The sequence below is a fragment of the Streptomyces sp. NPDC048560 genome (assembly GCF_040650955.1).
In the GTDB taxonomy this organism is placed as follows: domain Bacteria; phylum Actinomycetota; class Actinomycetes; order Streptomycetales; family Streptomycetaceae; genus Streptomyces.
Window position 1 is genome coordinate 457,212 of record NZ_JBEZIJ010000004.1, and the last position, 21,579, is coordinate 478,790.

Consider the following 21,579-nt stretch of genomic DNA (forward strand, 5'->3'; position numbering starts at 1 on the left):
GTCCACCTCATACCCCGGTGCGCCACGGAGTGTGGCGTACGCCACGCCGACCCGCCGCGGCGGTCACCTCCTCGAGACCTCGCCGTGAGCCGCCCAGGGGCGTGGGAGCGGGGCGGACAGCGGGTCCCGGACACGCGGGCGGCACCGCCGCGACATCCTTCGGTCACCTTCCGTACACGCACGGCGAATGGCCCGGAGAATTTCATACAAGATCAGTGCGACCCTGATTTCCGCGGGCCCAAACAGGCTTACGGCACGGCTGGGCAACCAATTGGACGAAAGGTCACCGGGATTCTCCGTGGCGTTCGGAATTGAGGCCCTGCTGAGACAAAGTCCACATCACATCGTCATCACAAAGCGGCCGGGACGGCCTGTCACCACACTCACTCGCTGTAACGTCGATTGGGTGCGTACCGACATCTTTGCCCGTCTGGACCGGGAGCCGGAACCGCCGAAGATAGAGATCCCGCGGATGAGTCGTCACCGCATCGCTCTCTTCGGCGGGACTTTGGCGTTCTATCTCGCCATCGTCTTCGCCGTCCTGGTCTCGTCCTGGCTGGTGGCCCTCGACTGGAAGGTCATGCTGTTCCGGCCCTACCAGCAGTGGCCCGAACTCCACGCCTTCCTCGACTACTACGTCGTTCTGGGGCAGCGGGGCCCGACGGCCGTGATGGTCGCCTGCTGGCTCGGCTGGCGGTCCTGGCGCCAGCACACCCTGCGTCCGCTGCTCACCCTCGGCGCCTCGCTGCTGCTGCTCAACGTGACGGTCGGCGCCGTCAAGATCGGCCTCGGGCGGCTCGGGCCGCACTACGCGACACAGATCGGCTCCGCCGAGATGTTCGCGGGCGGCGATATATTTCCTTCCGGACACACCGCCAATGCCGTCGTGACCTGGGGAATCCTCGCCTATCTGGCCACCACGCCGCGGGCCAGGCGCTACCTCTCGGCCCTGTCGGCGACGGTCTCGCTCGGCGTCGGACTCACCACCGTCTACATCGGCACGCACTGGCTCAGCGATGTGCTGCTGGGCTGGGCTGCCGGTCTGCTGATCATGCTGGGCCTGCCGTGGTTCGAGCCGGTGATCACCCGCGCCGAGGCCTGGATCTTCGCGATGCGTGAGCAGTGGCGGGCCCGCAGGCGCCTCACCGCGGCCGTACCCGTCGCCGTGGGCGGGCCGCAGCCCGTGATGCTCTCGCAGTCGCTCGGCACCGAGGGAGCCGGGGAACCCGATGAACCGGGTGCGCCCCTCGGCCCGGCCGGCCACACGGCGGTCGGCACCAGGCCGCGCGCGCACACGATGCGCTCCGAGCGGACCCCGGTCACACCGGCCGGCCCCCGGCGCCCGCCCCACGCGGACCGGGCTCCCCGGGCCAACACCACCCCGGCCAGGCCGGTGGGCGGCGGCTGAACCCGCCCCCGAACCGCGGGGGCGATACGCACGGCCTCCTGCGCGCAGAGCGAAGGCCCCGACTCCGGTCGGGGCCTTCGCTCGTTCGGGTGGGCCCCGCTCAGCCCACCCAGCAGCGGGTCACGGCGGCTCCTTCGACCTCGAAGTTGATCCGCCCCCGCATGTACTCCATGGTGATGATCGAGCCCGGTGGCAGCGCCCTGACGGTCTTCCAGCCGCGGGCCCTGGCCTGCCGCTCGGCCGCCGCGGCGTCAAGGCCGACGTACGACTGCGGGCTGTCGTCCGGCTGTGCGGGAGGAGTCGGTGTAGGTGCCATACCCCCACCGTAGGCGGCCCCGGACCGTGACGGAAGGCGGGATACCGGCGCTCCGCACTGCATCCCCACATGCCGTACCGGTCACGCTTGTGTCACAGAATCCCCACACCCGTTTACGTCGAACACGTTCACTCGAACGGGCAGTCCAGAACTGCGGAGTGTTATCCGCGGACAACCGGGAAATGGCCCGCGGGCCAAAGCGCGGCTGCGAATTACCCGCAGCACGAACTCGGCGTGACCTGCTATTTCTCCGCACACACGGCAGTACGGAAACGCCCGCGCCACCTGAAATTCATGCTTCCTTATGGTGGACTTATATTTCTCACCGATCCGGGGCCCCTTACCGCCCCGCTGTCCGGAATCCACTGCTCCGGACAGCCCGGAGCGCGGCCGATCAGCCCAGCGCCCTGGAGAGGCGGTCCCTGGCCGTCCTGATCGCGTCCGTCAGCTCAGCCGGCTCCACCACCTCGAAGTCGAAGCCCATGAGCATCACGTGAATCACGAGCACATCCAGGCTCGCCGCCCCCGTACGCAACAACGACGTGTGCTCGTCGACCGCCTCCAGCACACCCGAGGACGGCGGGATACACGCGGCCGCCCGTTCGAGCGGGACCTTCAGCCTGATGACCGCCCGCACCGCGTGCACCGCGGAGGAGACGCCCTTGGAGACGTACGCCGCCAGATCCTCCGCGGGGGCGGCGCGGGGCTCGAAGCGGGGGCCGTGCGGCGGGGTGAGTGTGAGGCGGTCCGCGCGGAACGTACGCCAGTCGGAGCGGTCCACGTCCCAGCCGACCAGATACCAGCGGCGTTCCGTGCACACCAGCCGGTGCGGCTCGACGGTCCTGCGCGAGACCGAGCCGCCGTGGTCGCGGTAGTCGAACCGCAGCCGCTCACTGTCGCGGCAGGCACCGGCCAGCTCGGTGAGCACGCCGGGGTCGACCGTGGACGCCTCCGGCCCACGCAGCATGGGCACCGTGAAGGCGCCGAGCGCGCTCACCCGGCGCCGCAGCCGGTTCGGCAGCACCTGTTCCAGCTTGGCGAGCGCCCGGACGGAGGTCTCGCCGATGCCCTCGACGCCGTGGCCCGCCGCCGTACGCAGTCCCACGGCGACCGCCACCGCCTCCTCGTCGTCCAGGAGCAGTGGCGGCAGCTCGGCGCCGGCCCCGAGCCGGTAGCCGCCGCCCGTGCCCGGATGGGCATGGACCGGGTAGCCGAGCTCGCGCAGCTTGTCGACATCGCGTCGGACGGTACGGGGGGTCACGCCGAGGCGGTCCGCCAGGTCGGCTCCTGACCAGTCCCGGTGGGCCTGCAGCAGTGAGAGCAGACGCAGCAGTCGTGCCGAGGTCTCCAACATGGGGAGAGTGTGTCAGCGGTTGCGGACAGCTGGTGTCCGCAACCGCTGACGGACCTCAGGCAGCCGCCTTCCCCTTACGGATCACGTCGGCTGCCTTGTAACGCAGTGCGTACGCCCCGTCGAGCACGGTGCCGCGGGAGCGGTGCAGTACGGTGCGCAGCGCACTCTGCGACCGGCCCCGCGCACCCCGTGCGGCCAGTTCCGTGAACAGGCCCAGGTGGCGCTCGGCGACGGTCGCCGGGTCGAACCGGGCGGACGAGGCCAGAGCGGCGCTCCCCATCCGGTGGCGCAGCCCGTCGTCCTCCATCAGGGAGAGCAGCGCGGCGGTGATCGCGGCCTTGTCCCCCACAGGCACCAGGCGCCCGTCGATGCCGTCGTCGATGATCTCCGCCGGACCGTAGGGGCAGTCGGTGGCCACGACCGGCAGCCCGCAGCGCATCGCCTCCACGATGGTCATGCCGAAGGACTCGCGCTCCGAAGTCACCGCCGCGATCGAGCCCTTGGGCCACTCGGCCTCCATCGGATGGACCGCCCCCATCATGAACACCTGCTCCTGGAGCCCGAGTTCATCGATGAGCCGGCGCAGGGCCTGCTGTTCGTCACCGGTGGCGTCGCCGCTGCCGTAGATCCGCAGCCGCCAGTCCGGCCGGACCGACGCCACCTGCGCGAACGCCTCGATCAGGAGGTCGTAGCGTTTGACCCGGTGCAGCCGGCCGGCCGCGACGACCCACTTCTCGTCGCAGGCCGCAGGTGGACCGGCGGGCGCGGGAACGCTGTTGGCGATGGCCTCGATCCGAACTCCCGGCAGCCGAAGCCGGGTCCGGTAGTCCTCGGCGTCGGCCTCGGTGACGGTCGTGACGGCGTCGAGGAGCCCGTAGCGGTGGCCGATCTCGCGGCGCAGCCGGTACGGGTGGCTGCCGAGCGTCAGGTGCTCCTGGGCGACACGCACCGGTCCGCGCCTCGCCTGCCGGCTGATGTGGACGTTGAGACCCGGCCGCGTGCCGACGACCACGTCGGCCTGCAGCGACTGAAGATGGCCCGCGATCCGGGCGTCGGTGAGTCTGCTGTACTGCTTGTGCCGGCTGTCCCCGCGCGGGAACACCGAGGCGGGCCTGGCGTGTTCAGCCGCGTCACCGTCGTAGGCCGGACTCTTCCTGCGCAGGTCGACGAGATGCCTCAGCCGCACGCCCGCGGGAGCGCCCAGTGTGGGTGCGTCACGGTGCCGGAAGACGGAGACGATCTCGATGTCGTGGTGCTCGGCCAGCTGGCCGGCCAGATTGAACGTCGTACGGATCGTTCCCCCGATGCCGTACGCGTTGTGAAGCAGAAATGAAATGTGCATTGCGTCGCCGTATCCCCCTGGTCGACTGGTCTGCTGGGGACTGTACTTGGCGCCCGGACGGCACACAGCATTCACACAGAAGTTCTAACTGCGGGTCACGGGCCGGTCACTTCGAGCCGATGACCAGCACTGTTCCCGGAATCAGCCGGTCCGGATCGGGGCCGACCCTCCGGGAGTTGGCGTTGTACAACGCTCGCCAGCCGCCGACGACGCGGTAGTGGGCGGCGATGGAACTGAGCGTCTCGCCGGACCTGACCGTATGCACTTGACCCAGACTCCGGTACGGGGCTCCGCAGTACGGCCAGGCACCCCAGCCCTGGGTTCCCAGCACCGCCTCGGCGACCTGGATCTGCTCCCCCCTGGTCGCGAGGTCGGCACGCCGGGCGTGGCGCAGGCCGTCGTGCTCCTCCCAGGTCGACTGCCGGAACTGGAGCCCGCCGTAGTAGCCGTTGCCCGTGTTCGCCTGCCAGTCGCCACCGCTCTCGCAGGCGGCGACGCAGTCCCACGGGCCCTTGCTCGCGTCGCAGGCGTATCCACCGGGCCGGAACGCGCCGGGCGGGCCGCTCGCGGGCGCGCCCGGGGAGGGCACCGGGGGCGGCGGCGCGGCCAGCGCGGCCGACGGCGCGGACAGCAGCGCGAGGCAGAGGAGAACCGCCGCCACCGGAACGGAGGGCGGGACTGCGGGGCTGGAGCGCGGATGCGGCATCGGGTCACGCTAAGCGGACTGAACTGTTCCGGAAGGGGGCCACGCGGCGCCCGGCCACAGCCGCACCCGGTCGGCCCCGTACACGCGTCGTACGCGCCACGGCCGGCCGCGGGCCGTCCGTGAGCGGGTCACTACCCGATTTCCGGATAGGCCGATCCCGCCGCCGGCAGACTTCCGCACTTCGGTGCCCCTTCGCGCGTGACCCAGGCCCGTGGTCTTCCGTTGTTCTTTCATGAGCCGGGAACAGCCCGGCCCACGCACCGAGTTCGAGGAGCCACCCGTGCCGCGCATGCTCGACGTCAGCGAGGACGTACGCGCCGAGATCGGCGATGCCGAAGCCGACCGGCTGCTCGTCGGCGACAGCGCCCCAGGCAGTTACGACTGCACTTCCTGCCGGACCCCAGGCGACTCCGAGCAGGAACGCACCAGCACGGTGCTGTTCGTCGGCGAGGAGACCGCCGTGCTCGCGTTCGCCCACGCGACCTGCATTCCCTCGCAGGTCGTCCAGGTGGCGGAGGACCAGCTCCAGGGAGCGGTGCGATCCATCACCGGCAGCGAGCCGGAGAACCCGGAAGGTCTCATGCCCGAACAGGCTGTCCTCGGCATCACCAGCGGTCTCGTCCTGATCGAGGACGACCTCCGGCCGGCCCTCGTGGTCGAGCCGACCGGCCCCATCGCCCGGCCCGGCACCGACGGCAGCGGGGGCGACGAATTCCTCCAGCTGCTGCTGGAGCAGGGGTTCCAGCCCACGCCCGACGTGAGCAGGCTGCCTGCCGTGCTCCCCGGCTGGTCGGTCCTCCTGGCCATGGGGCAGCTGCACGCCGTGCTACAGCCCGGCTCCGGCGGGGGCACCCCCGTCGCCTGGTGGCAGGCCCACCAGCCGCTCCAGGTCACCGAGGGATGGCGGACCGCGGCCAACAAGGCACGGTCCGTCCTGGTCTTCGCTGCCCCGGCCGGCTCGATCGGCCAGCAGCCGCGCGAGGATCTGCTCCGTGACGCCCTGGAGAAGGCCGCCGTCAACGGTCTCCTGGTGGCCGCGGCGATGCCGCTGGCGGGTACCTGACCGTGCCGGTGCGTCCCTCGTACCCCCGCCGATCAGGGATTTCTCACCCGGGCCCGCATCCGACCGGCGATGAGGTCGTTGGCACCTACGTGCACTCATACGACCCCTCCCGCCAGCACCAGAGTCAGATCCCTGCCATGCGTCCGTCGCAGGACCCATCGGGCGGGAAGTCGCCGACTCCGATCTACGACGCGCTGTACTCCGAGTACCGGCGATCGTTCCGTGCCCTGCCGGGCGACCGGAGCGGTGAGGAGAACCTCTCCTACCCGGGCTTCGGTGCCGGTCTGTTCAGCACCCGGCCCCCGCTGAGCGCCCAGCCGGCCTCCGGGGGGCAGACCACGCACACCGGGAACCTCGGTTCCTGGCAGCGCGTCGGCAGGCACGCGGGCCGCGCCCAGCCCGCCGCTCTGCCGCCGGGTTCCCGGGAGCACTGACGGCACGACGGAGCCCCGGACCACTCGCCCTGCGCGAGCGGTCCGGGGCTTCGTCGTGCGGGCCCTCGAACGGGCCTACGACGTCACTTGTTGCGGCCGCGCTTCTCGCGGACACGGACCGAGATGTGGATGGGGGTGCCCTCGAAGCCGAACTCCTCGCGCAGGCGGCGCTCGACGAAGCGGCGGTAGCCGTGCTCCAGGAAGCCGGAGGCGAAGAGCACGAACCGCGGCGGCTTGATGCCCGCCTGGGTGCCGAAGAGGATGCGGGGCTGCTTGCCGCCCCGGATCGGGTGCGGGTGCGAGGCGACGATCTCACCGAGGAAGGCGTTCAGCCTGCCGGTGGGAACGCGGGTCTCCCAGCCGCCGATCGCGGTCTCGATCGCCGGAACCAGACGATCCATGTGCCGGCCGGTGACCGCCGAGACGTTGACGCGGGGCGCCCAGGCGACCTGCGCGAGCTCCGTCTCGATGTCGCGCTCCAGGTAGTAGCGGCGCTCCTCGTCGAGGGTGTCCCACTTGTTGAAGGCGAGCACGATCGCACGGCCCGCCTCCACCGCCATGGTGACGATCCGCTGGTCCTGGACGCTGATGGACTCGCTCGCGTCGATCAGGATGACGGCCACCTCGGCCTTCTCCACGGCGGCCGCGGTACGCAGCGAGGCGTAGTAGTCCGCGCCTTCCTGGAGGTGCACCTTGCGGCGGATACCGGCCGTGTCGATGAACTTCCAGGTGATGCCGCCGAGCTCGATCAGCTCGTCGACCGGGTCACGCGTGGTGCCCGCCATGGCGTTGACGACAACTCGGTCCTCTTTGGCGACCTTGTTCAGGAGCGAGGACTTGCCGACGTTCGGGCGGCCGATCAGCGCGATACGGCGCGGGCCGCCGATGGCGGTGCCGAAGGTCTGCTCGGGGGCCTCGGGGAGCGCCTCCAGCACGGCGTCGAGCATGTCGCCCGTACCGCGGCCGTGCAGCGAGGAGACGGGGTGCGGCTGGCCGAGACCGAGCGACCAGAGGGCGGTGGCGTCGGCCTCGCCGCTCTGTCCGTCGACCTTGTTGGCGCACAGGACGACGGGCTTCTTGGCCTTGCGCAGCAGCCTGACGACGGCCTCGTCGGTGTCGGTGGCGCCGACCGTCGCGTCGACGACGAAGACGACGGCGTCGGCCGTGGAGATCGCGTACTCGGCCTGGGCGGCGACCGAGGCGTCGAGCCCCAGCACGTCCTGCTCCCAGCCGCCGGTGTCGACGAGCTTGAAGCGGCGGCCTGCCCACTCGGCCTCGTAGCTGACGCGGTCACGGGTGACACCCGGCTTGTCCTGCACGACGGCCTCGCGACGGCCGAGGATGCGGTTCACCAGGGTCGACTTGCCGACGTTCGGGCGGCCGACGACAGCGAGGACGGGAAGCGGTCCGTGACCGGCCTCACCGATCGCGCCCTCGACATCCTCGGGGTCGAACCCCTCCTGCGCGGCGAGCTCCATGAACTCCGCGTACTCGGCATCGCCAAGTGCTCCGTGCTCGTGGTCCGAGCTGTCGGAGTGAATCTGGTCGTTCATGAAGTCCGTTCCTCTTTGCATCATCATCGATGGGCCACTGTCAGCGCGACCCACTACTCAAGTGTCACCCGGCGCCCGGTGAGGCGCCTGGCGTTTTCCAGGTGGGCGGTCAGCCGGCCCTGGATGCGTACGGTCGCCTCGTCCAGCGCCGCACGCGTCCGGCGCCCGCTGCCGTCACCGGCCTGGAAGGCGTCGCCGAAGACGACATCGACCCGGCTGCGCAGCGGAGGCAACGCCGATATCAACCGTCCCCGGCTCTCCGTGCTTCCCAGGACGGCCACCGGGACGATCGGCGCCCCGCCGCGCACCGCGAAGTACGCGAGCCCGGCACGCAGGGAAGCGAAGTCGCCCTCGCCCCTCGTCCCCTCGGGAAAGATCCCGAGGACCCCGCCGTTCCCCAGCACGCCGAGCGCGTGGGTGATGGCGGTGCGGTCGACGGTCGTACGGTCCACCTTCAGCTGACCGATTCCGCGCAGGAACGGGTCGAGGGGGCCGACGAACGCCTCCTTCTTGATCAGGAAGTGGACGGGCCGGGGCGCGGTACCCATCAGCATCGGTCCGTCGATGTTGTGCGCATGGTTCACCGCGAGTATGACGGGTCCGGCGGCGGGTACCCGCCACGCGCCGAGTACACGGGGCCTGAACAGCCCGTACATCAGCCCGATGCCGATCCCTCGCCCGACGGCCGCTCCGCGCAGCGTGGGCGCCCCCGTGGCGTCGGTCACTTCGCGGCCCGCTTCTCCTCGACCAGGGTGACGACGCACTCGATGACCTGCTGAAGGGTCAGCTCGGTGGTGTCCACCTCGCACGCGTCGTCCGCCTTGGCCAGCGGCGAGGTCTTGCGGCCGGAGTCGGCCGCGTCGCGCTTGATCAGCGCCTCCTTGGTGGCGGCGAGGTCCGAGCCCTTCACCTCACCGCTGCGGCGTGCGGCGCGCGCCTCCGGGGAGGCGGTCAGGAAGATCTTGAGGTCGGCGTCCGGCAGGACGGTGGTGCCGATGTCGCGGCCCTCGACCACGATGCCCCGCTCCGCCTCCGCCGCGATGGTCCGCTGCAGCTCGGTGATCCGGCTGCGCACCTCGGGGACCGCGCTGACGGCGCTGACCTTGGAGGTGACCTCCTGCGTACGGATCGGGCCCGCCGCGTCCTCGCCGTCGACGGTGATCGTGGGCGCCGCCGGGTCGGTGCCGGAGACGATGACCGGCTTGGCGGCGGCCGTCGCGACCTCCGCCGCGTTCTGGACGTCGATGCCGTTGTTCAGCATCCACCAGGTGATCGCCCGGTACTGGGCACCGGTGTCCAGGTAGCTGAGCCCGAGCTGGGCGGCGACGGCCTTGGACGTGCTCGACTTGCCCGTGCCGGAGGGCCCGTCTATGGCGACGATCACCGCGGCCGGGGCGGTCGGAGCGGCGGCTGCTGCGGTTTCCACGGTGGTGGACACCTTCCTGGTACACGGGGTGGGCGGAGTCGGGCCTCGATACGGCCTCCCCCAAGGTTACCGAGTGCCGGGCGGCCCCTCGTACCCCGTGGGTCCGGGCCGCTCACTGCCGGATCGACCAGCCCCTGTCCTTCAGGGTCGCGGCGAGCGCCGGCGCCGCGCTCGGCGCCACCATGAGCTGCACCAGGCCCGCCTGCTGGCCGGTGGCGTGCTCGATGCGGACATCCTCGATGTTGACCCCGGCCAGTCCGGCGTCGGCGAAGATCCGGGCGAGCTCGCCAGGCCGGTCGGTGATGAGCACGGCCACGACCTCGTACGCGGCCGGGGCCGCCCCGTGCTTGCCCGGCACCCGGGTCCGGCCCGCGTTGCCGCGGCGCAGGACGTCCTCGATGCCTTCGGTGCCCGCCCGGCGCTTGTCCTCGTCGCCCGACTGGAGGCCGCGCAGCGCCCGGACCGTCTCGTCCAGGTCCACGGCGACCCCGGCCAGCACATCGGCGACCGGTCCCGGATTCGCGGCGAGGATCTCCACCCACATCCGGGGATCGGAGGCCGCGATCCGGGTGACGTCCCTGATCCCCTGCCCGCAGAGGCGTACGGCCGTCTCGTCGGCCTCCTCCAGACGCGCGGCGACCATGGACGAGATCAGCTGCGGGGTGTGGGAGACCAGCGCGACGGCGCGGTCGTGGGCGTCCGCGTCCATGACGACCGGTACGGCGCGGCAGAGAGCGACCAGCTCCAGTGCCAGGTTGAGGACCTCGGTGTCGGTGTCCCGGGTGGGGGTGAGGACCCACGGGCGGCCCTCGAACAGGTCCCCGGTGGCCGCGAGCGGGCCCGAGCGCTCCTTCCCGGCCATGGGGTGCGTCCCCATGTAGGGCGCGAGGTCGAGCCCGAGCGCCTCCAGCTCGCGGCGCGGGCCGCCCTTGACGCTCGCCACGTCCAGGTAGCCGCGCGCCAGGCCGTCGCGCATGGCGGAGGCCAGCACGGAAGCGGTGTGGGCCGGCGGCACGGCGACGATCGCCAGGTCCACGCGGCCTTCGGGAGCCTCGTCCGTACCGGCGCCGAGCGAGGCCGCGGTACGCGCCGACGACGGATCACGGTCGACGAGGTGGACGTGCACGCCGCGCCCGGCGAGGGCGAGCGCGGCGGACGTGCCGACGAGGCCCGTACCGATGACGAGGGCTGTTCTCACTGGGCGATGTCCTTGCGGAGGGCGCCGGTGGCGCCGAGGTAGACGTGGCTGATTCCGGCTTTGGAGAGACCGGTCTCGACGTGGGCGAGGATGCGGATCACGCGGGGCATGGCCCCCTCGATGTCCAGCTCCTGCGCGCAGATCAACGGTACGTCGACTATGCCGAGGCCGCGGGCGGCGGCTGCCGGGAAGTCGCTGTGCAGGTCCGGGGTGGCCGTGAACCAGACACTGATCAGATCGTCGGCGACGAGGCTGTTGCGCTCCAGGATGGCGGTGAGCAGGGCGCCGACCCGCTCGTCCATGTGCCCGGCCTCGTCCCGCTCCAGCTGGACGGCTCCGCGGACCGCTCGTACCGCCACGTCGTACCCCTCGCTTCTTCACCCGGCGCGCTCGGTGCGCACCTGTGCATTTCAGCGTAGAGGGGCGGCGGGGCCCGTGGTCACGGCGCTCTGTCCGTGAGACAACGAGGTGGCCCGGATCTCGCGGCTAACACACCCGCCGGGTTGCTTCGCCATTCAGGTCCGTGGCGTCACGATCGTCGCCACGGGGAGTCCCGACACGAGGAGAGCGATGAACGCACGGCGAAGGACAGTCCTGACGGCGGGAGCCGCTGGCGCGGCCGCACTGGCGACGGGCTGCGGGTCGTCCGGGGACGGCGGCGGGGACAGCACCCCGACACCGGCCACCACGTCGCCCGGCGCCTCGGCGTCCGGGACGCCGGCCCCGGGGGGCGAGGAGCTCGCCCGGACGTCCGACATCCCGGTCGGCGGCGGCACGATCTTCAAGGAGCAGAAGGTGGTGGTGACCCAGCCCGAGGCAGGCGAGTTCAAGGCCTTCTCCGCGATCTGCACCCACGCCGGGTGCACGGTCTCGAAGGTCGCGGACACCACGATCGACTGCGCGTGCCACGGCAGCAAGTTCGCCATCACGGACGGCGCCGTCGAGTCCGGGCCCGCGACGCGTCCGCTGCCCGCCGAGCGGATCACCGTCACAGGGGGGAGCATCCGGCTCGCGTAAACCGCTGGCGCGGGGCACCCCCGCCGCACGTACCCTCTCGGCATGATCACCCCGGAAGCCGAGGCTCTCGTCCGCGATCACACGGTCTACTCGTGTGTGATGGGCTCCCGCGCCTTCGGGCTCGCCACCGTCGGCAGCGACACGGACCGGCGGGGTGTCTTCCTGGCCCCCACCCCGCTGTTCTGGCGCCTCGACAAGCCGCCGACCCATGTCGACGGACCGTCCGAAGAGCAGTTCTCCTGGGAGCTGGAGCGCTTCTGCGAGCTTGCGCTGCGGGCCAATCCCAATGTGCTGGAGTGCCTGCACTCACCGATCGTCGAGCGGATCGACGCCACCGGCCGGGAGCTCGTGGACCTGCGCGGGGCGTTCTTGTCGAAGCTCGCCCACCAGAGCTTCGCCGGCTACGCGCTGGGGCAGCGCCGCAAACTGGACGCGGACGTCCGGCAGTACGGGGCGCCGCGCTGGAAGCACGCCATGCATCTGCTGCGTCTGATGACGAGCAGCCTGGACCTGTTGCGCACGGGCCGGCTGACGATCGACGTCGGCGACGCCCGCGAGGACCTGCTCGCGGTCAAGCGCGGCGAGGTCCCGTGGGCCGAGGTGGAACGCCGGATGACGCGGCTGGCCGAAGAGAACGAGGCGGCGGCCACGACCACGCCCCTGCGGCCCGCGCCGGACCGCGCCCGGGTGGAGGACTTCCTGCTCCGCACCCGCCGGGCCTCGGCGTCCGCCTGACCCTTGTCGGTGGTCGGGCGGGTCGGTCACGTGACCGGGCCACCGGACCCCGGACCGGCCGGCGCTTGAGGGGACGAACCCCGGGACGGGCCCGGGATCACGCGTCCCAGAGCGCCCCGAGCGACAGCAGGTCGCTGCGGTACTCGATCCGCTCCGACCACTCCTTCGGCCACGCCCCCGCCCCCAGATGCGCTCCCGACAGCGCCCCCGTCAGGCAGGCAAGCGAATCGGAGTCGCCCCGGGTGCAGGCCGCCCGGCGCAGGGCCGTCAGCGGCTCCTCGGGGAAGAGGAGGAAGCAGTGCAGGGCCGTGGCCAGGGCCTCCTCCGCGATCCACCCGTCGCCGGTCACCTCGCACGGGTCCGTCTCGGGCGACGGATCGCGCAGCGCCTCCTGGACCTTCGCCAGCGCGGTCAGGCACTCGTCCCAGCCACGCCGGATGTACGCCTCCGGCGACGCGTCGCCCGCGTGGCGCCACAGGTCGCCGAGCCAGCGCGTGAGGTAGCGTCCGCCGCTCTCGTACGCGTAGCTGCGCAACTGCCCGACGAGACCCAGCGGTTCCGCCCCCTGGGCCAGCAGGAACACCGCGCGGGCCATCAGGTCCGAGGCGGCCAGGGCCGTGGGGTGGCCGTGGGTCAGCGCGGCCTGGAGCTGCGCGGCTCCGGCGCGCTGTTCCTCGCTGAGCCCCGGTACGAGCCCGATCGGCGCGACCCGCATGTTCGCCCCGCAGCCCTTGGAGCGTGTCTGGCTGGCCTCCTGCCAAGGACGGTCGCTGTCCAGCAGGCGGCAGGCCTGGAGGCAGGTGTTGCCGGGGGCCCGGTTGTTGTCCGGGTCGTGGTACCAGGAGACGAACTCCTCGCGCACCGGCCCGGCCAGCCGCGGCGGCGTGAGCAGGCCGCTGTCCATCGCGGTGCGGATGCCCCGCCCGAGGGCCAGCGTCATCTGGGTGTCGTCGCTGACGAACGCCGGTGTCGCCAGGTCCATCTGCCGCCACGGCCCGCACTTCGCGAGGATGGAGGGCACGTCGTTGAACTCGGTCGGGAAGCCCAGCGCGTCCCCGAGCGCGAGGCCGGTCAGGGCCCCCGTGGCGGCCTGTTTCGTCGTCGTCCTCGTCACGGTCATTCGGTTCGTCCTTCCGGGCGCAGGAGTGGAGGGTGCAGGGCGGCAGCGGCACCCGCCCGGTACAGGGCGGCGGGTTTCCCCCGTCCGCCGGTGCGGCGCGGTGATCCTTCGACGGCTTCGACGAAACCGGGTGTGGCGAGGACCTTGCGCCGGAAGTTGGGGCGATCGAGCTCGACGCCCCAGACCGTTTCGTACACCTGCTGGAGCTCGCCGAGGGTGAACTCGGGGGGACAGAACGCGGTGGCCAGGCAGGTGTACTCGAGCTTGGCGCCGATCCGGTCGTACGCGTCGGCGAGGATGCGCTCGTGGTCGAAGGCCAGGTCGCCGGGGTCCGTCGCGTCCCACCACCGCGCGCTCGCCGCGTCCCCGCCGCCGCGGGGCTCGGGCAGGTCGGGCAGGAGCGCGGCGTACGCGACGGAGACGACCCTCATCCTCGGGTCGCGGTCCGGTTCCGTGTAGGTGCGGAGCTGTTCCAGGTGGAGCCCGCCGACGGCGCCCTGGGTGAGGCCGGTTTCCTCGGCCAGTTCGCGGCGGGCGGCCTCCTCCGCCGACTCCCTGGGCAGGATGAAGCCGCCGGGCAGCGCCCACCGGCCCTTGTACGGTTCCCCGCCCCGTTCCACGAGCAGGACGTGGAGCCGGGCCTCGCGGACCGTGAACACGGCGAGGTCGACGGTGACCGCGAAGGGGACGAAGGCGTGGGGGTCGTACCCCTCGGGGGCGGTGCTCATCGTCGTTCCGGGAGGGGCGGGGCGAAGTTCCAGCCCCGGTCGAGCAGGGCGTCCACGGCGGCGACCGCCGTCCTGAGGCGTTCGGGGTGGGGGCCGGTCAGCTCGATGAACTCGCGCCCGGTGCGGGTGAGTTCGTCGCGGAACCGGTCCGTCATCCAGGGCCGCAGCTCCTCGCCGTCACGCAGCCCGTCGTCCTCGAAGGCGACCCCCTCGTGGTCGGTGAGCAGCCAGAGGTGATGGGTGACCAGGTCGGCGGTCCGCTCGACGAGCGGGTTGCGCCCGCCGACGTAACGCTCGTGCCAGACGGTGGTGGCGAAGGAGTCCGTGTCGCAGAAGAGGACCGGGGAGCCGGTGGCGGCGGCCGCGTCCTCGCGTGCGTTCTGGGCGGCGGCGATCAGTGGGAAGTCCTCGGTGGTGAAGACCACGTCCTCCCATTGCGCGCCCGGTTCGCGGCGGCGGAGATCGGCCAGTTTCCGTTCGCTGAACTCCCGTCCGTACTCGTCGACGCAGCCCGTCCGTGCCCAGATGCCGCCGCGCCCCCGGTAGTGCTCGGCCAGGGCCCGGGTCATCGTCGTGGTGCCGGTGGACTCGGCGCCGAGGACGACGACCCGGCGGGCGAGAGCGGCGCGTACGGGCGGCGCGAGGAAGTCCCAGGAGCCGACGGGGTCCTTGCGCACCGCCGTGCCGGAGACCGGGAAGAGGGTGCGGTCGGGGTCGACGCAGACGGATTCGGCGCCGAAGCGGCGGGCCAGTTCGTCCCCGTACGACTCCGAGGTGAAGACGGCGTCGACGCGCTCCGGGACGGCTGCGGTGAAGACGGCCATGTGGGCGTCCCACACCGCCGGGTCGTGGAGGTCCATGCGGGTGTCGTCGAGGGCTCCCACCACGGTGGCTTCCGGGTGCGCCTCCCGCATCCAGGCGACCCTGACGGCGAGGGGGACGGACTCCACCGAGGAGGCGCAGACAAGGACCGTCAGCCGTTCGCACCGGTCCTGGGCGGTGCGGACCAGGTGGTGGTGGCCGGCGTGGGGCGGGTAGAACTTGCCGAGGACGAGGCCGTGTTCGTAGCGCTTCATGCCGCGACTCCCGTCAACTGGCGCTTCTGAGGGACGAGTTCGCGGCTCCAGTTACGCAGGCCGATCAGGCAGAGCGTCAGGAAGCCCGCGTACAGGAGCGAGGTGAGGTAGAGCTCCTTGTACGCGTACAGCGGGATGTAGACGATGTCGGCGGCGATCCACAGCCACCAGGACTCGACCCGCTTGCGGCACTGGCCGTAGGTCGCCATCAGCGAGAGCGATGTGGTCAGCGCGTCCCAGAACGGGACCGTCGAGTCGGTGGCGCGGGAGAGCAGGAGGGTCAGGGCGAGAGTCCCCACCGCCCCCGCCGTGAGCAGCCAGGTCCATTCGGTGCGCGTGGTGCCGCGCACCGGCAGGACGGACGCACCTGGTCCACCCCCGTGGGTCCAGGTCCACCAGCCGTACGCGGCGAGGGCGATGAAGACGATCTGGAGGCCGGCGTCGGCGTACAGGCCGGCCTGGGTGAACAGCAGGATGAAGAACAGGTTGTTGGCGATGCCGATCGGCCAGTTGGCGAGGTGCTGGCGGGCCACGAGCCAGACGCAGAGCGCTCCACTGCCGAAGCCCAGAACCTCGGTCCAGCTGACCGGCGTACCGAGGAGCGTCACCAGGGGTTGCTGCAGGGGATCCAGAATGTCCGCGAGACTCACGCCCGCCTCCTTAATAGTCACTCTGACTATAAAGGCGGAACGGCGACAGCAAAAGGCCCGCGGCCGATTTCCTGTTCGGATACGAACAGGAGCCGGACGCGGGCCCTTCGAGGAGTGCGGTTACAGGCCGACCTCGCGCATCAGCATGCCCACCTCGGTGTTGGTGAGCCTGCGCAGCCAGCCGGACTTCTGGTCGCCCAGCGGGATCGGCCCGAAGGACGTGCGCACGAGCCGCTCGACCGGGAAGCCGGCCTCGGCCAGCATCCGGCGGACGATGTGCTTGCGGCCCTCGTGGAGGGTCACCTCGACCAGGTAGTTCTTGCCGGTGTTCTCGACGACCCGGAAGTGGTCGGCGCGGGCGTACCCGTCCTCCAGCTGGATGCCGTCCTTGAGCCGCTTGCCGAGGTCACGCGGCAGCGGGCCCTGGATGGCGGCCAGGTAGATCTTCTTCACCCCGTACCCGGGGTGCGTCAGACGGTGGGCCAGCTCGCCGTGGTTGGTGAGCAGGATGATGCCCTCGGTCTCGGTGTCGAGCCGGCCGACGTGGAACAGCCGCGTCTCGCGGTTGTTGACGTAGTCGCCGAGGTTCTGGCGGCCGTCCGGGTCACCCATGGTGGAGACGACACCGGCCGGCTTGTTCAGCGCGAAGAACAGGAACGACTGGGTCGCGACGGTCAGGCCGTCGACCTTGATCTCGTCCTTCGCCGGGTCGACGCGCTTGCCCTGTTCCAGGACGATCTCGCCGTTGACCTCCACCCTGGCCTGCTCGATGAGCTCCTCGCACGCCCGGCGCGAACCCATACCGGCGCGGGCGAGGATCTTCTGCAGCCGCTCGCCCTCCTGCTCGGCACCCGGGTGCGTCTTGGGCGTCTTGATCTCGGGCTTGTCCGCGTACCTGTCGCGGTTGCGCTGCTCGATCTTGGCGTCGAGCTCGCGCGGGCGGGACGGCGCGCCCACCCGGCGTCCGCCCTTGCTCACGTGCTGTGCGGCCTTCGGGCCGCCCTTGGCTCCGCCGCGTGCGGCCTCGCCACGCCCCTTGCGGAGGCCGCCGTCGCCGCCCGGCCTGTCGTTGCCCACGTCGTAGCGGCGCTCCTCGGGACGCGGCCTGCGGGGACGCTGCTCCTCCGGCTTGTCGTCGCGCCCGCCACCGGTCCTCGGCTGGAAGCCGCGGTCGTCGCGCCCGCCACCGGTCCTCGGCTGGAAGCCACGGTCATCGCGCCCGCCACCCGTCCTGGGCTGGAAGCCACGGTCATCGCGCCCGCCACCGGTCCTCGACTGGGACCCGCGGTCATCGCGCCCGCCACCCGTCCTGGGCTGGAAGCCGCGATCGTCACGCCCGCCACCCGTCCTCGACTGGGACCCGCGGTCGTCACGCCCGCCACCCGTCCTGGGCTGGGACCCGCGATCGTCGCGCCCGCCACCCGTCCTGGGCTGGAAGCCGCGGTCATCGCGCCCGCCACCCGTCCTCGACTGCGAGCCGCGGTCGTCGCGCCCGCCGCCGGTCCTGGGCTGGGAGCGGTCGTCGCGCCCGCCGCCCGTCCTCGGCTGGGACCCGCGGCCGGCGCCGGCACCCCGGTTGTCCCGGTTGCCGCCGCTCTTGCCGTTGCCGCTGCCGCTGCCGCTTCCGCTGTTCCTGCCACTGCTTCGCATCAAAATTCCGTCTTGTCGTCTGCGTGAGTATCCGGGGTGTCCGGTGCGTCCGGATCGAACGACGGCACACCCTCTAGCGTCTCAGCCTCGATCGCGTCCGCCTCGGGGAGGAAGGGCGCGAGCTCCGGGAGCTCGTCCAGGCCTCGCAGGCCCATACGCTCCAGAAAGTAGTTCGTCGTCCTGTACAGGATCGCACCTGTTTCGGGTTCCGCGCCCGCCTCCTCCACCAGGCCCCTCTGCAGAAGGGTCCGCATCACGCCGTCGCAGTTCACTCCGCGCACCGCGGAGACCCTGGAGCGGCTCACCGGCTGGCGGTACGCGACCACGGCGAGCGTCTCCAGGGCCGCCTGGGTCAGGCGGGCGTGCTGGCCGTCCAGGACGAAGCCCTCGACGGCGTCGGCGTACTCCGGGCGGGTATAGAAACGCCAGCCGCCCGCGACGAGCCTCAGATCGAATCCACGGCGCTGGACGGTGTATTCGTCGGCCAGTTCCCGCAGGGCGTCCGCGACGGCCCTGCGGGGGCGCTGGAGCACCTTGGCGAGGTGTTCCTCGGTGGCGGGCTCGTCGACGACCATGAGGACCGCCTCCAGGGCGGGCTTGAGGTCGAGGCGGGCGACGCCGGTCGCCTGCCGGTGCTCGTTGCTCTGCTCGCTCATGCCTGTGGGTCCTCTGCTTCCTCGTGCGCCCCGTGGATCTCCTGGTCGAACTCGTCCGTCACCGTGGGTACCGCGTCCTCGCCGCCCGACCAGCGCACGACGAGTTCTCCGAGCGCCTCCTCCTGGTCCAGGGTGACGGCCTTCTCCCGGTACAGCTCCAGCAGGGCGAGGAAACGGGCCACGACGGTGAGGGTGTCCGGTGCGTCCTCGGTGAGGGCGCGGAAATTCAGCTCGCCCGCCTCGCGCAGCCGCAGGACCACGATCTCGGCCTGTTCCCGCACGCTGACCAGCGGCGCGTGGATGTGGTCGATGTACACCTGAGGCTCGGCCCTGGGCTGCATAGCCTTCACGGCGAGCCGGGCGAAACCCTCGGGGCCGATGCTGATGACCACCTCGGGCAGCAGCTCAGCGTGGTGCGGTTCCAGGCCGACGGTACGGGGGTAGCGGCGGCCCTCAGCCTCCAGCCTGGTCCGGAAGATGTCCGCGATCTGTTTGTACGCGCGGTACTGCAGCAGCCGGGCGAAGAGCAGGTCCCGCGCTTCGAGGAGCGCCAGGTCCGCCTCGTCCTCCACCTCGGCGGTGGGCAGCAGCCTGGCGGCCTTGAGGTCCAGGAGGGTCGCGGCGACGACGAGGAACTCGGTGGTCTGGTCGAGGTCCCAGTCCGCGCCCATGGCCCGGATGTGCGCCATGAACTCGTCGGTGACCTTGGACAGGGCGACCTCGGTGACGTCGAGCTTGTGCTTGGAGATCAGCTGGAGCAGGAGATCGAAGGGGCCCTCGAAGTTCACCAGCCGGACGGTGAACCGCTTGTCCCCGGGCTCCCCGGGCTCCCCGGACTCCTGGCCCCCGGCGGTGTCACCGCTCTCCCCGGACGCCGCGGGGACCGCTGCGGACGGGACATCGGGTACATCGGCGACGGGGGCAGAACCCGGGACGGGGCCGGGCAGGGGGTCGGGGTCGGGCACGGGGTCGGGGTCGGGCACGGGGCCAAGGACAGCCGGCGGCGGTGCGTCCGGTGCGGGGGCCTGGGGCTCCTCGGCCGCCTCCGGCGGTCCGGAAGGCGGCGGGGCCGGCGCGGGCGCGGCGCCCGGCCCGCGGCCGAGGGTCCGGCGGGGCGGGCGGGCGGCGTCGTCGGTCGTCGGCATCGCGGTCCAGGGGTGCGGCGGGGGCCGGGCGGGCGGTGGCCCGTGCCCGAGGGCCGGGCCACCCGGTCGGCGGCCCTCCCGGGCAGGCTACCGGCGCCGTTCCGCTCAGCGGCCGCGCAGGCGCCGTACGAGGATGCTCGCGTCGCCCCGGGACTCCAGGTCCGCGAGGACCACTGCGACGGCCTCACGGACGATGCGTCCGCGGTCGACCGCGAGCCCGTGTTCGCCGCGCAGGACCAGCCTGGCGTGCTCGAGGTCCATCAGCTCCTCGGCGGACACGTAGACCGTGATCTTCTCGTCGTGGCGCTCACGGCCGCTGGGCCTGCGGTTCGCACCGCGTCCGCCGCCGCGCCTGCGCTGCTGCTGGACGGCGGGCACGGGCTCCTGGGCGGACGGCCTGGCCCCGGAACCTGACGTACCGGCCGGCGCGGCACGGTCGGCCTCGCCGCCCCGGCTGCGCGACTCGTTCCCGTCGGCCTCGGCCGCCGCGTGCTCCTCACGGGCCGGGGCGGTCTGGCCGCCTCCGGCTCCCGCCGGTCCCCCGCCCTGTCCCGGCGCGTCCGTCCGGGAGTCGCTCTCACCGGCCGGCGCCGGCACGCGCGCCTCACCGTTGGCCTTGCGTCGCCGCTCCGCGGGTGAGGAGCCCTGGAGCCCCATCCCACCGGTCGTGCGGAACAGTTCGTCGGCCCCCGGGAGACTCACTCGGCGTGACACCGGGCGAGCACCTCCCTGGCGAGCTGGCGGTAGGCGGCCGCACCGACCGAGTTGGACGCGTACGTGGTGATGGGCTCACCGGCGACCGTGGTCTCCGGGAAGCGCACCGTGCGCCCGATGACGGTGTGGTAGACGTGCTCGTCGAAGGCCTCGACGACGCGCGCGAGGACCTCGCGGCTGTGCACCGTGCGGGAGTCGTACATGGTGGCGAGGATGCCGTCGAGCTCCAGTTCCGGGTTGAGCCGCTCCTGGACCTTCTCGATGGTCTCGGTGAGCAGGGCCACACCGCGCAGCGCGAAGAACTCGCACTCCAGCGGCACTATCACCTTGTGAGCCGCCGTCAGGGCGTTCACGGTGAGCAGGCCGAGCGAGGGCTGACAGTCGATCACGATGTAGTCGTAGTCGGCCATCAGCGGCTTGAGAGCCCGCTGCAGGGTGGACTCGCGGGCCACCTCGCTGACCAGCTGCACTTCCGCGGCCGAGAGGTCGATGTTGCTCGGGAGCAGGTCCATGTTGGGCACTGCGGTCTTCAGCAGGACCTCGTCGGCCGACATTCCCCGCTCCATGAGCAGGTTGTAGACGGTGAGGTCGAGCTCCATCGGGTTCACCCCGAGGCCGACCGACAGGGCACCCTGCGGGTCGAAGTCGACGAGCAGGACGCGTCGTCCGTACTCCGCGAGCGCGGCACCCAGGTTGATGGTCGACGTGGTCTTGCCGACGCCGCCCTTCTGGTTGCACATCGCGATGATCTTCGCGGGGCCGTGATCGGTCAGCGGGCCCGGGATCGGGAAGTACGGCAGGGGCCGGCCCGTGGGGCCGATCCGCTCGCGGCGCTGGCGCGCGGCGTCGGGTGCGAGCGTGGCCGCGTACTCCGGATCGGGCTCGTACTCGGCATCGGGGTCGTAGAAGTGCCCCTCGGGCACCTCGGCGAAGTCGGCGAAGTGGTCGGACTTGCGACCACTCTCGTTGCCGGCCGTGGCGTTCACGTGTAGGCCGTCCATCATCTGGGGGGCTGTCGTCATGTGCTGGTGAGTGGCGAAGGTGCGGACAGCGACGGAGCCGACAGCTTCGAGCCCGATCGGGCTCAGACCCCGTGCGGGCATCCCTGGTTGACCACCCCCAGGAGTAAATGTCGACTCATTCACAAGTCGTCTTACCTCCTTGGATGTGACCAGGAAACTTATCGATAGGTCAGCGTGGCACCATGCCGACGATTGGCGACTCTATGGCGTGTCACCGGTCCGCAGCAACACAATCCGCCGGACCCGGCCCGATGTGTCGGCAATCG

General features: G+C 71.6%; 23 protein-coding genes. 5 read left to right on the plus strand and 18 right to left on the minus strand.

Annotated features, from left to right (window positions below):
- Window positions 1-406: 406 nt before the first annotated feature.
- Complete coding sequence (locus AB0C82_RS14830; protein WP_362840866.1) at window positions 407-1,408, plus strand: phosphatase PAP2 family protein; 1,002 nt, start codon at window positions 407-409, stop codon at window positions 1,406-1,408.
- 100 nt (window positions 1,409-1,508) lie between these two features.
- Here the strand turns inward: AB0C82_RS14830 and AB0C82_RS14835 are convergent, their stop codons facing one another.
- The 4 genes from AB0C82_RS14835 to AB0C82_RS14850 all read right to left on the minus strand — a co-directional run bounded on the left by AB0C82_RS14835 (window position 1,509) and on the right by AB0C82_RS14850 (window position 5,126).
- Complete coding sequence (locus tag AB0C82_RS14835; protein WP_362840869.1) at window positions 1,509-1,724, minus strand: I78 family peptidase inhibitor; 216 nt, start codon at window positions 1,722-1,724, stop codon at window positions 1,509-1,511.
- A gap of 394 nt (window positions 1,725-2,118) precedes the next feature.
- On the minus strand, window positions 2,119-3,078 hold the full coding sequence (locus AB0C82_RS14840) for a YafY family protein (protein WP_362840872.1): 960 nt from the start codon (window positions 3,076-3,078) through the stop codon (window positions 2,119-2,121).
- A gap of 55 nt (window positions 3,079-3,133) precedes the next feature.
- On the minus strand, window positions 3,134-4,420 hold the full coding sequence (locus tag AB0C82_RS14845; protein WP_362840875.1) for a glycosyltransferase family 4 protein: 1,287 nt from the start codon (window positions 4,418-4,420) through the stop codon (window positions 3,134-3,136).
- 106 nt (window positions 4,421-4,526) lie between these two features.
- Entirely contained in the window at window positions 4,527-5,126 is a 600-nt protein-coding gene (locus AB0C82_RS14850) for a transglycosylase family protein (protein ID WP_362840878.1), read from the minus strand.
- Window positions 5,127-5,406: 280 nt separating this feature from the next.
- Here AB0C82_RS14850 and AB0C82_RS14855 point away from each other — a divergent pair, with 280 nt between their 5' ends.
- Together AB0C82_RS14855 and AB0C82_RS14860 are read left to right on the plus strand one after the other, a co-directional pair.
- Entirely contained in the window at window positions 5,407-6,189 is a 783-nt protein-coding gene (locus AB0C82_RS14855) for a hypothetical protein (RefSeq protein ID WP_362840881.1), read from the plus strand.
- A gap of 137 nt (window positions 6,190-6,326) precedes the next feature.
- Window positions 6,327-6,623 carry a hypothetical protein gene (locus tag AB0C82_RS14860; protein ID WP_362840884.1) on the plus strand — a complete coding sequence of 99 codons (297 nt, stop codon included), beginning with the start codon at window positions 6,327-6,329 and terminating at the stop codon, window positions 6,621-6,623.
- Window positions 6,624-6,706: 83 nt separating this feature from the next.
- On the opposite strand, the gene der is transcribed toward AB0C82_RS14860, so the two are convergent.
- The 5 genes from der to aroH all read right to left on the minus strand — a co-directional run bounded on the left by der (window position 6,707) and on the right by aroH (window position 11,159).
- On the minus strand, window positions 6,707-8,176 hold the full coding sequence (der, locus tag AB0C82_RS14865; protein WP_362840886.1) for a ribosome biogenesis GTPase Der: 1,470 nt from the start codon (window positions 8,174-8,176) through the stop codon (window positions 6,707-6,709).
- Between the two features lie 53 nt (window positions 8,177-8,229).
- A complete protein-coding gene (locus tag AB0C82_RS14870) occupies window positions 8,230-8,901 on the minus strand; it encodes a lysophospholipid acyltransferase family protein (RefSeq protein ID WP_362840889.1) in 672 nt (223 codons plus the stop codon).
- The gene (gene cmk, locus AB0C82_RS14875) at window positions 8,898-9,614 is read right to left on the minus strand and encodes a (d)CMP kinase (RefSeq protein ID WP_362840892.1); all 717 of its coding nucleotides are present in this window, start codon (window positions 9,612-9,614) and stop codon (window positions 8,898-8,900) included. Before cmk ends, AB0C82_RS14870 begins: the two co-directional genes overlap by 4 nt.
- A 100-nt stretch (window positions 9,615-9,714) precedes the next feature.
- Window positions 9,715-10,800, minus strand: a complete 1,086-nt coding sequence (locus AB0C82_RS14880) for a prephenate dehydrogenase (RefSeq protein WP_362840895.1) — start codon at window positions 10,798-10,800, stop codon at window positions 9,715-9,717.
- Window positions 10,797-11,159 (minus strand): chorismate mutase, encoded by a 363-nt coding sequence (gene aroH, locus AB0C82_RS14885; RefSeq protein ID WP_362840897.1) that lies wholly within the window; start codon window positions 11,157-11,159, stop codon window positions 10,797-10,799. Before aroH ends, AB0C82_RS14880 begins: the two co-directional genes overlap by 4 nt.
- A gap of 211 nt (window positions 11,160-11,370) precedes the next feature.
- Between aroH and AB0C82_RS14890 the strand changes: the two genes are divergently transcribed.
- A complete protein-coding gene (locus AB0C82_RS14890; RefSeq protein ID WP_362840900.1) occupies window positions 11,371-11,817 on the plus strand; it encodes a Rieske (2Fe-2S) protein in 447 nt (148 codons plus the stop codon).
- Window positions 11,818-11,859: 42 nt separating this feature from the next.
- Complete coding sequence (locus AB0C82_RS14895) at window positions 11,860-12,552, plus strand: nucleotidyltransferase domain-containing protein (RefSeq protein WP_362840902.1); 693 nt, start codon at window positions 11,860-11,862, stop codon at window positions 12,550-12,552.
- A gap of 97 nt (window positions 12,553-12,649) precedes the next feature.
- Here the strand turns inward: AB0C82_RS14895 and AB0C82_RS14900 are convergent, their stop codons facing one another.
- The 9 genes from AB0C82_RS14900 to AB0C82_RS14940 all read right to left on the minus strand — a co-directional run bounded on the left by AB0C82_RS14900 (window position 12,650) and on the right by AB0C82_RS14940 (window position 21,394).
- Window positions 12,650-13,672 (minus strand): ADP-ribosylglycohydrolase family protein, encoded by a 1,023-nt coding sequence (locus AB0C82_RS14900; protein ID WP_362840905.1) that lies wholly within the window; start codon window positions 13,670-13,672, stop codon window positions 12,650-12,652.
- On the minus strand, window positions 13,669-14,400 hold the full coding sequence (locus AB0C82_RS14905; protein ID WP_362840907.1) for an NUDIX domain-containing protein: 732 nt from the start codon (window positions 14,398-14,400) through the stop codon (window positions 13,669-13,671). The genes AB0C82_RS14900 and AB0C82_RS14905 overlap by 4 nt, the downstream gene beginning before the upstream one ends.
- Window positions 14,397-15,476: an AAA family ATPase gene (locus AB0C82_RS14910; protein ID WP_362840910.1), complete on the minus strand. Its 1,080-nt coding sequence runs from the start codon at window positions 15,474-15,476 to the stop codon at window positions 14,397-14,399. Before AB0C82_RS14910 ends, AB0C82_RS14905 begins: the two co-directional genes overlap by 4 nt.
- Window positions 15,473-16,126, minus strand: coding sequence for a nicotinamide riboside transporter PnuC (gene pnuC, locus AB0C82_RS14915; protein WP_362840912.1), 654 nt, complete (start codon window positions 16,124-16,126; stop codon window positions 15,473-15,475). Before pnuC ends, AB0C82_RS14910 begins: the two co-directional genes overlap by 4 nt.
- Before the next feature lie 120 nt (window positions 16,127-16,246).
- Window positions 16,247-17,776 carry a pseudouridine synthase gene (locus tag AB0C82_RS14920; protein ID WP_362840915.1) on the minus strand — a complete coding sequence of 510 codons (1,530 nt, stop codon included), beginning with the start codon at window positions 17,774-17,776 and terminating at the stop codon, window positions 16,247-16,249.
- Window positions 17,776-18,432, minus strand: coding sequence for an SMC-Scp complex subunit ScpB (gene scpB, locus AB0C82_RS14925; RefSeq protein WP_362840917.1), 657 nt, complete (start codon window positions 18,430-18,432; stop codon window positions 17,776-17,778). The genes AB0C82_RS14920 and scpB overlap by 1 nt, the downstream gene beginning before the upstream one ends.
- Entirely contained in the window at window positions 18,429-19,577 is a 1,149-nt protein-coding gene (locus AB0C82_RS14930) for a ScpA family protein (RefSeq protein ID WP_362840920.1), read from the minus strand. The genes scpB and AB0C82_RS14930 overlap by 4 nt, the downstream gene beginning before the upstream one ends.
- A gap of 105 nt (window positions 19,578-19,682) precedes the next feature.
- The gene (locus tag AB0C82_RS14935; protein ID WP_362841021.1) at window positions 19,683-20,279 is read right to left on the minus strand and encodes a hypothetical protein; all 597 of its coding nucleotides are present in this window, start codon (window positions 20,277-20,279) and stop codon (window positions 19,683-19,685) included.
- On the minus strand, window positions 20,276-21,394 hold the full coding sequence (locus tag AB0C82_RS14940) for a ParA family protein (protein ID WP_185301645.1): 1,119 nt from the start codon (window positions 21,392-21,394) through the stop codon (window positions 20,276-20,278). Before AB0C82_RS14940 ends, AB0C82_RS14935 begins: the two co-directional genes overlap by 4 nt.
- Between the last annotated feature and the right edge of the window lie 185 nt (window positions 21,395-21,579).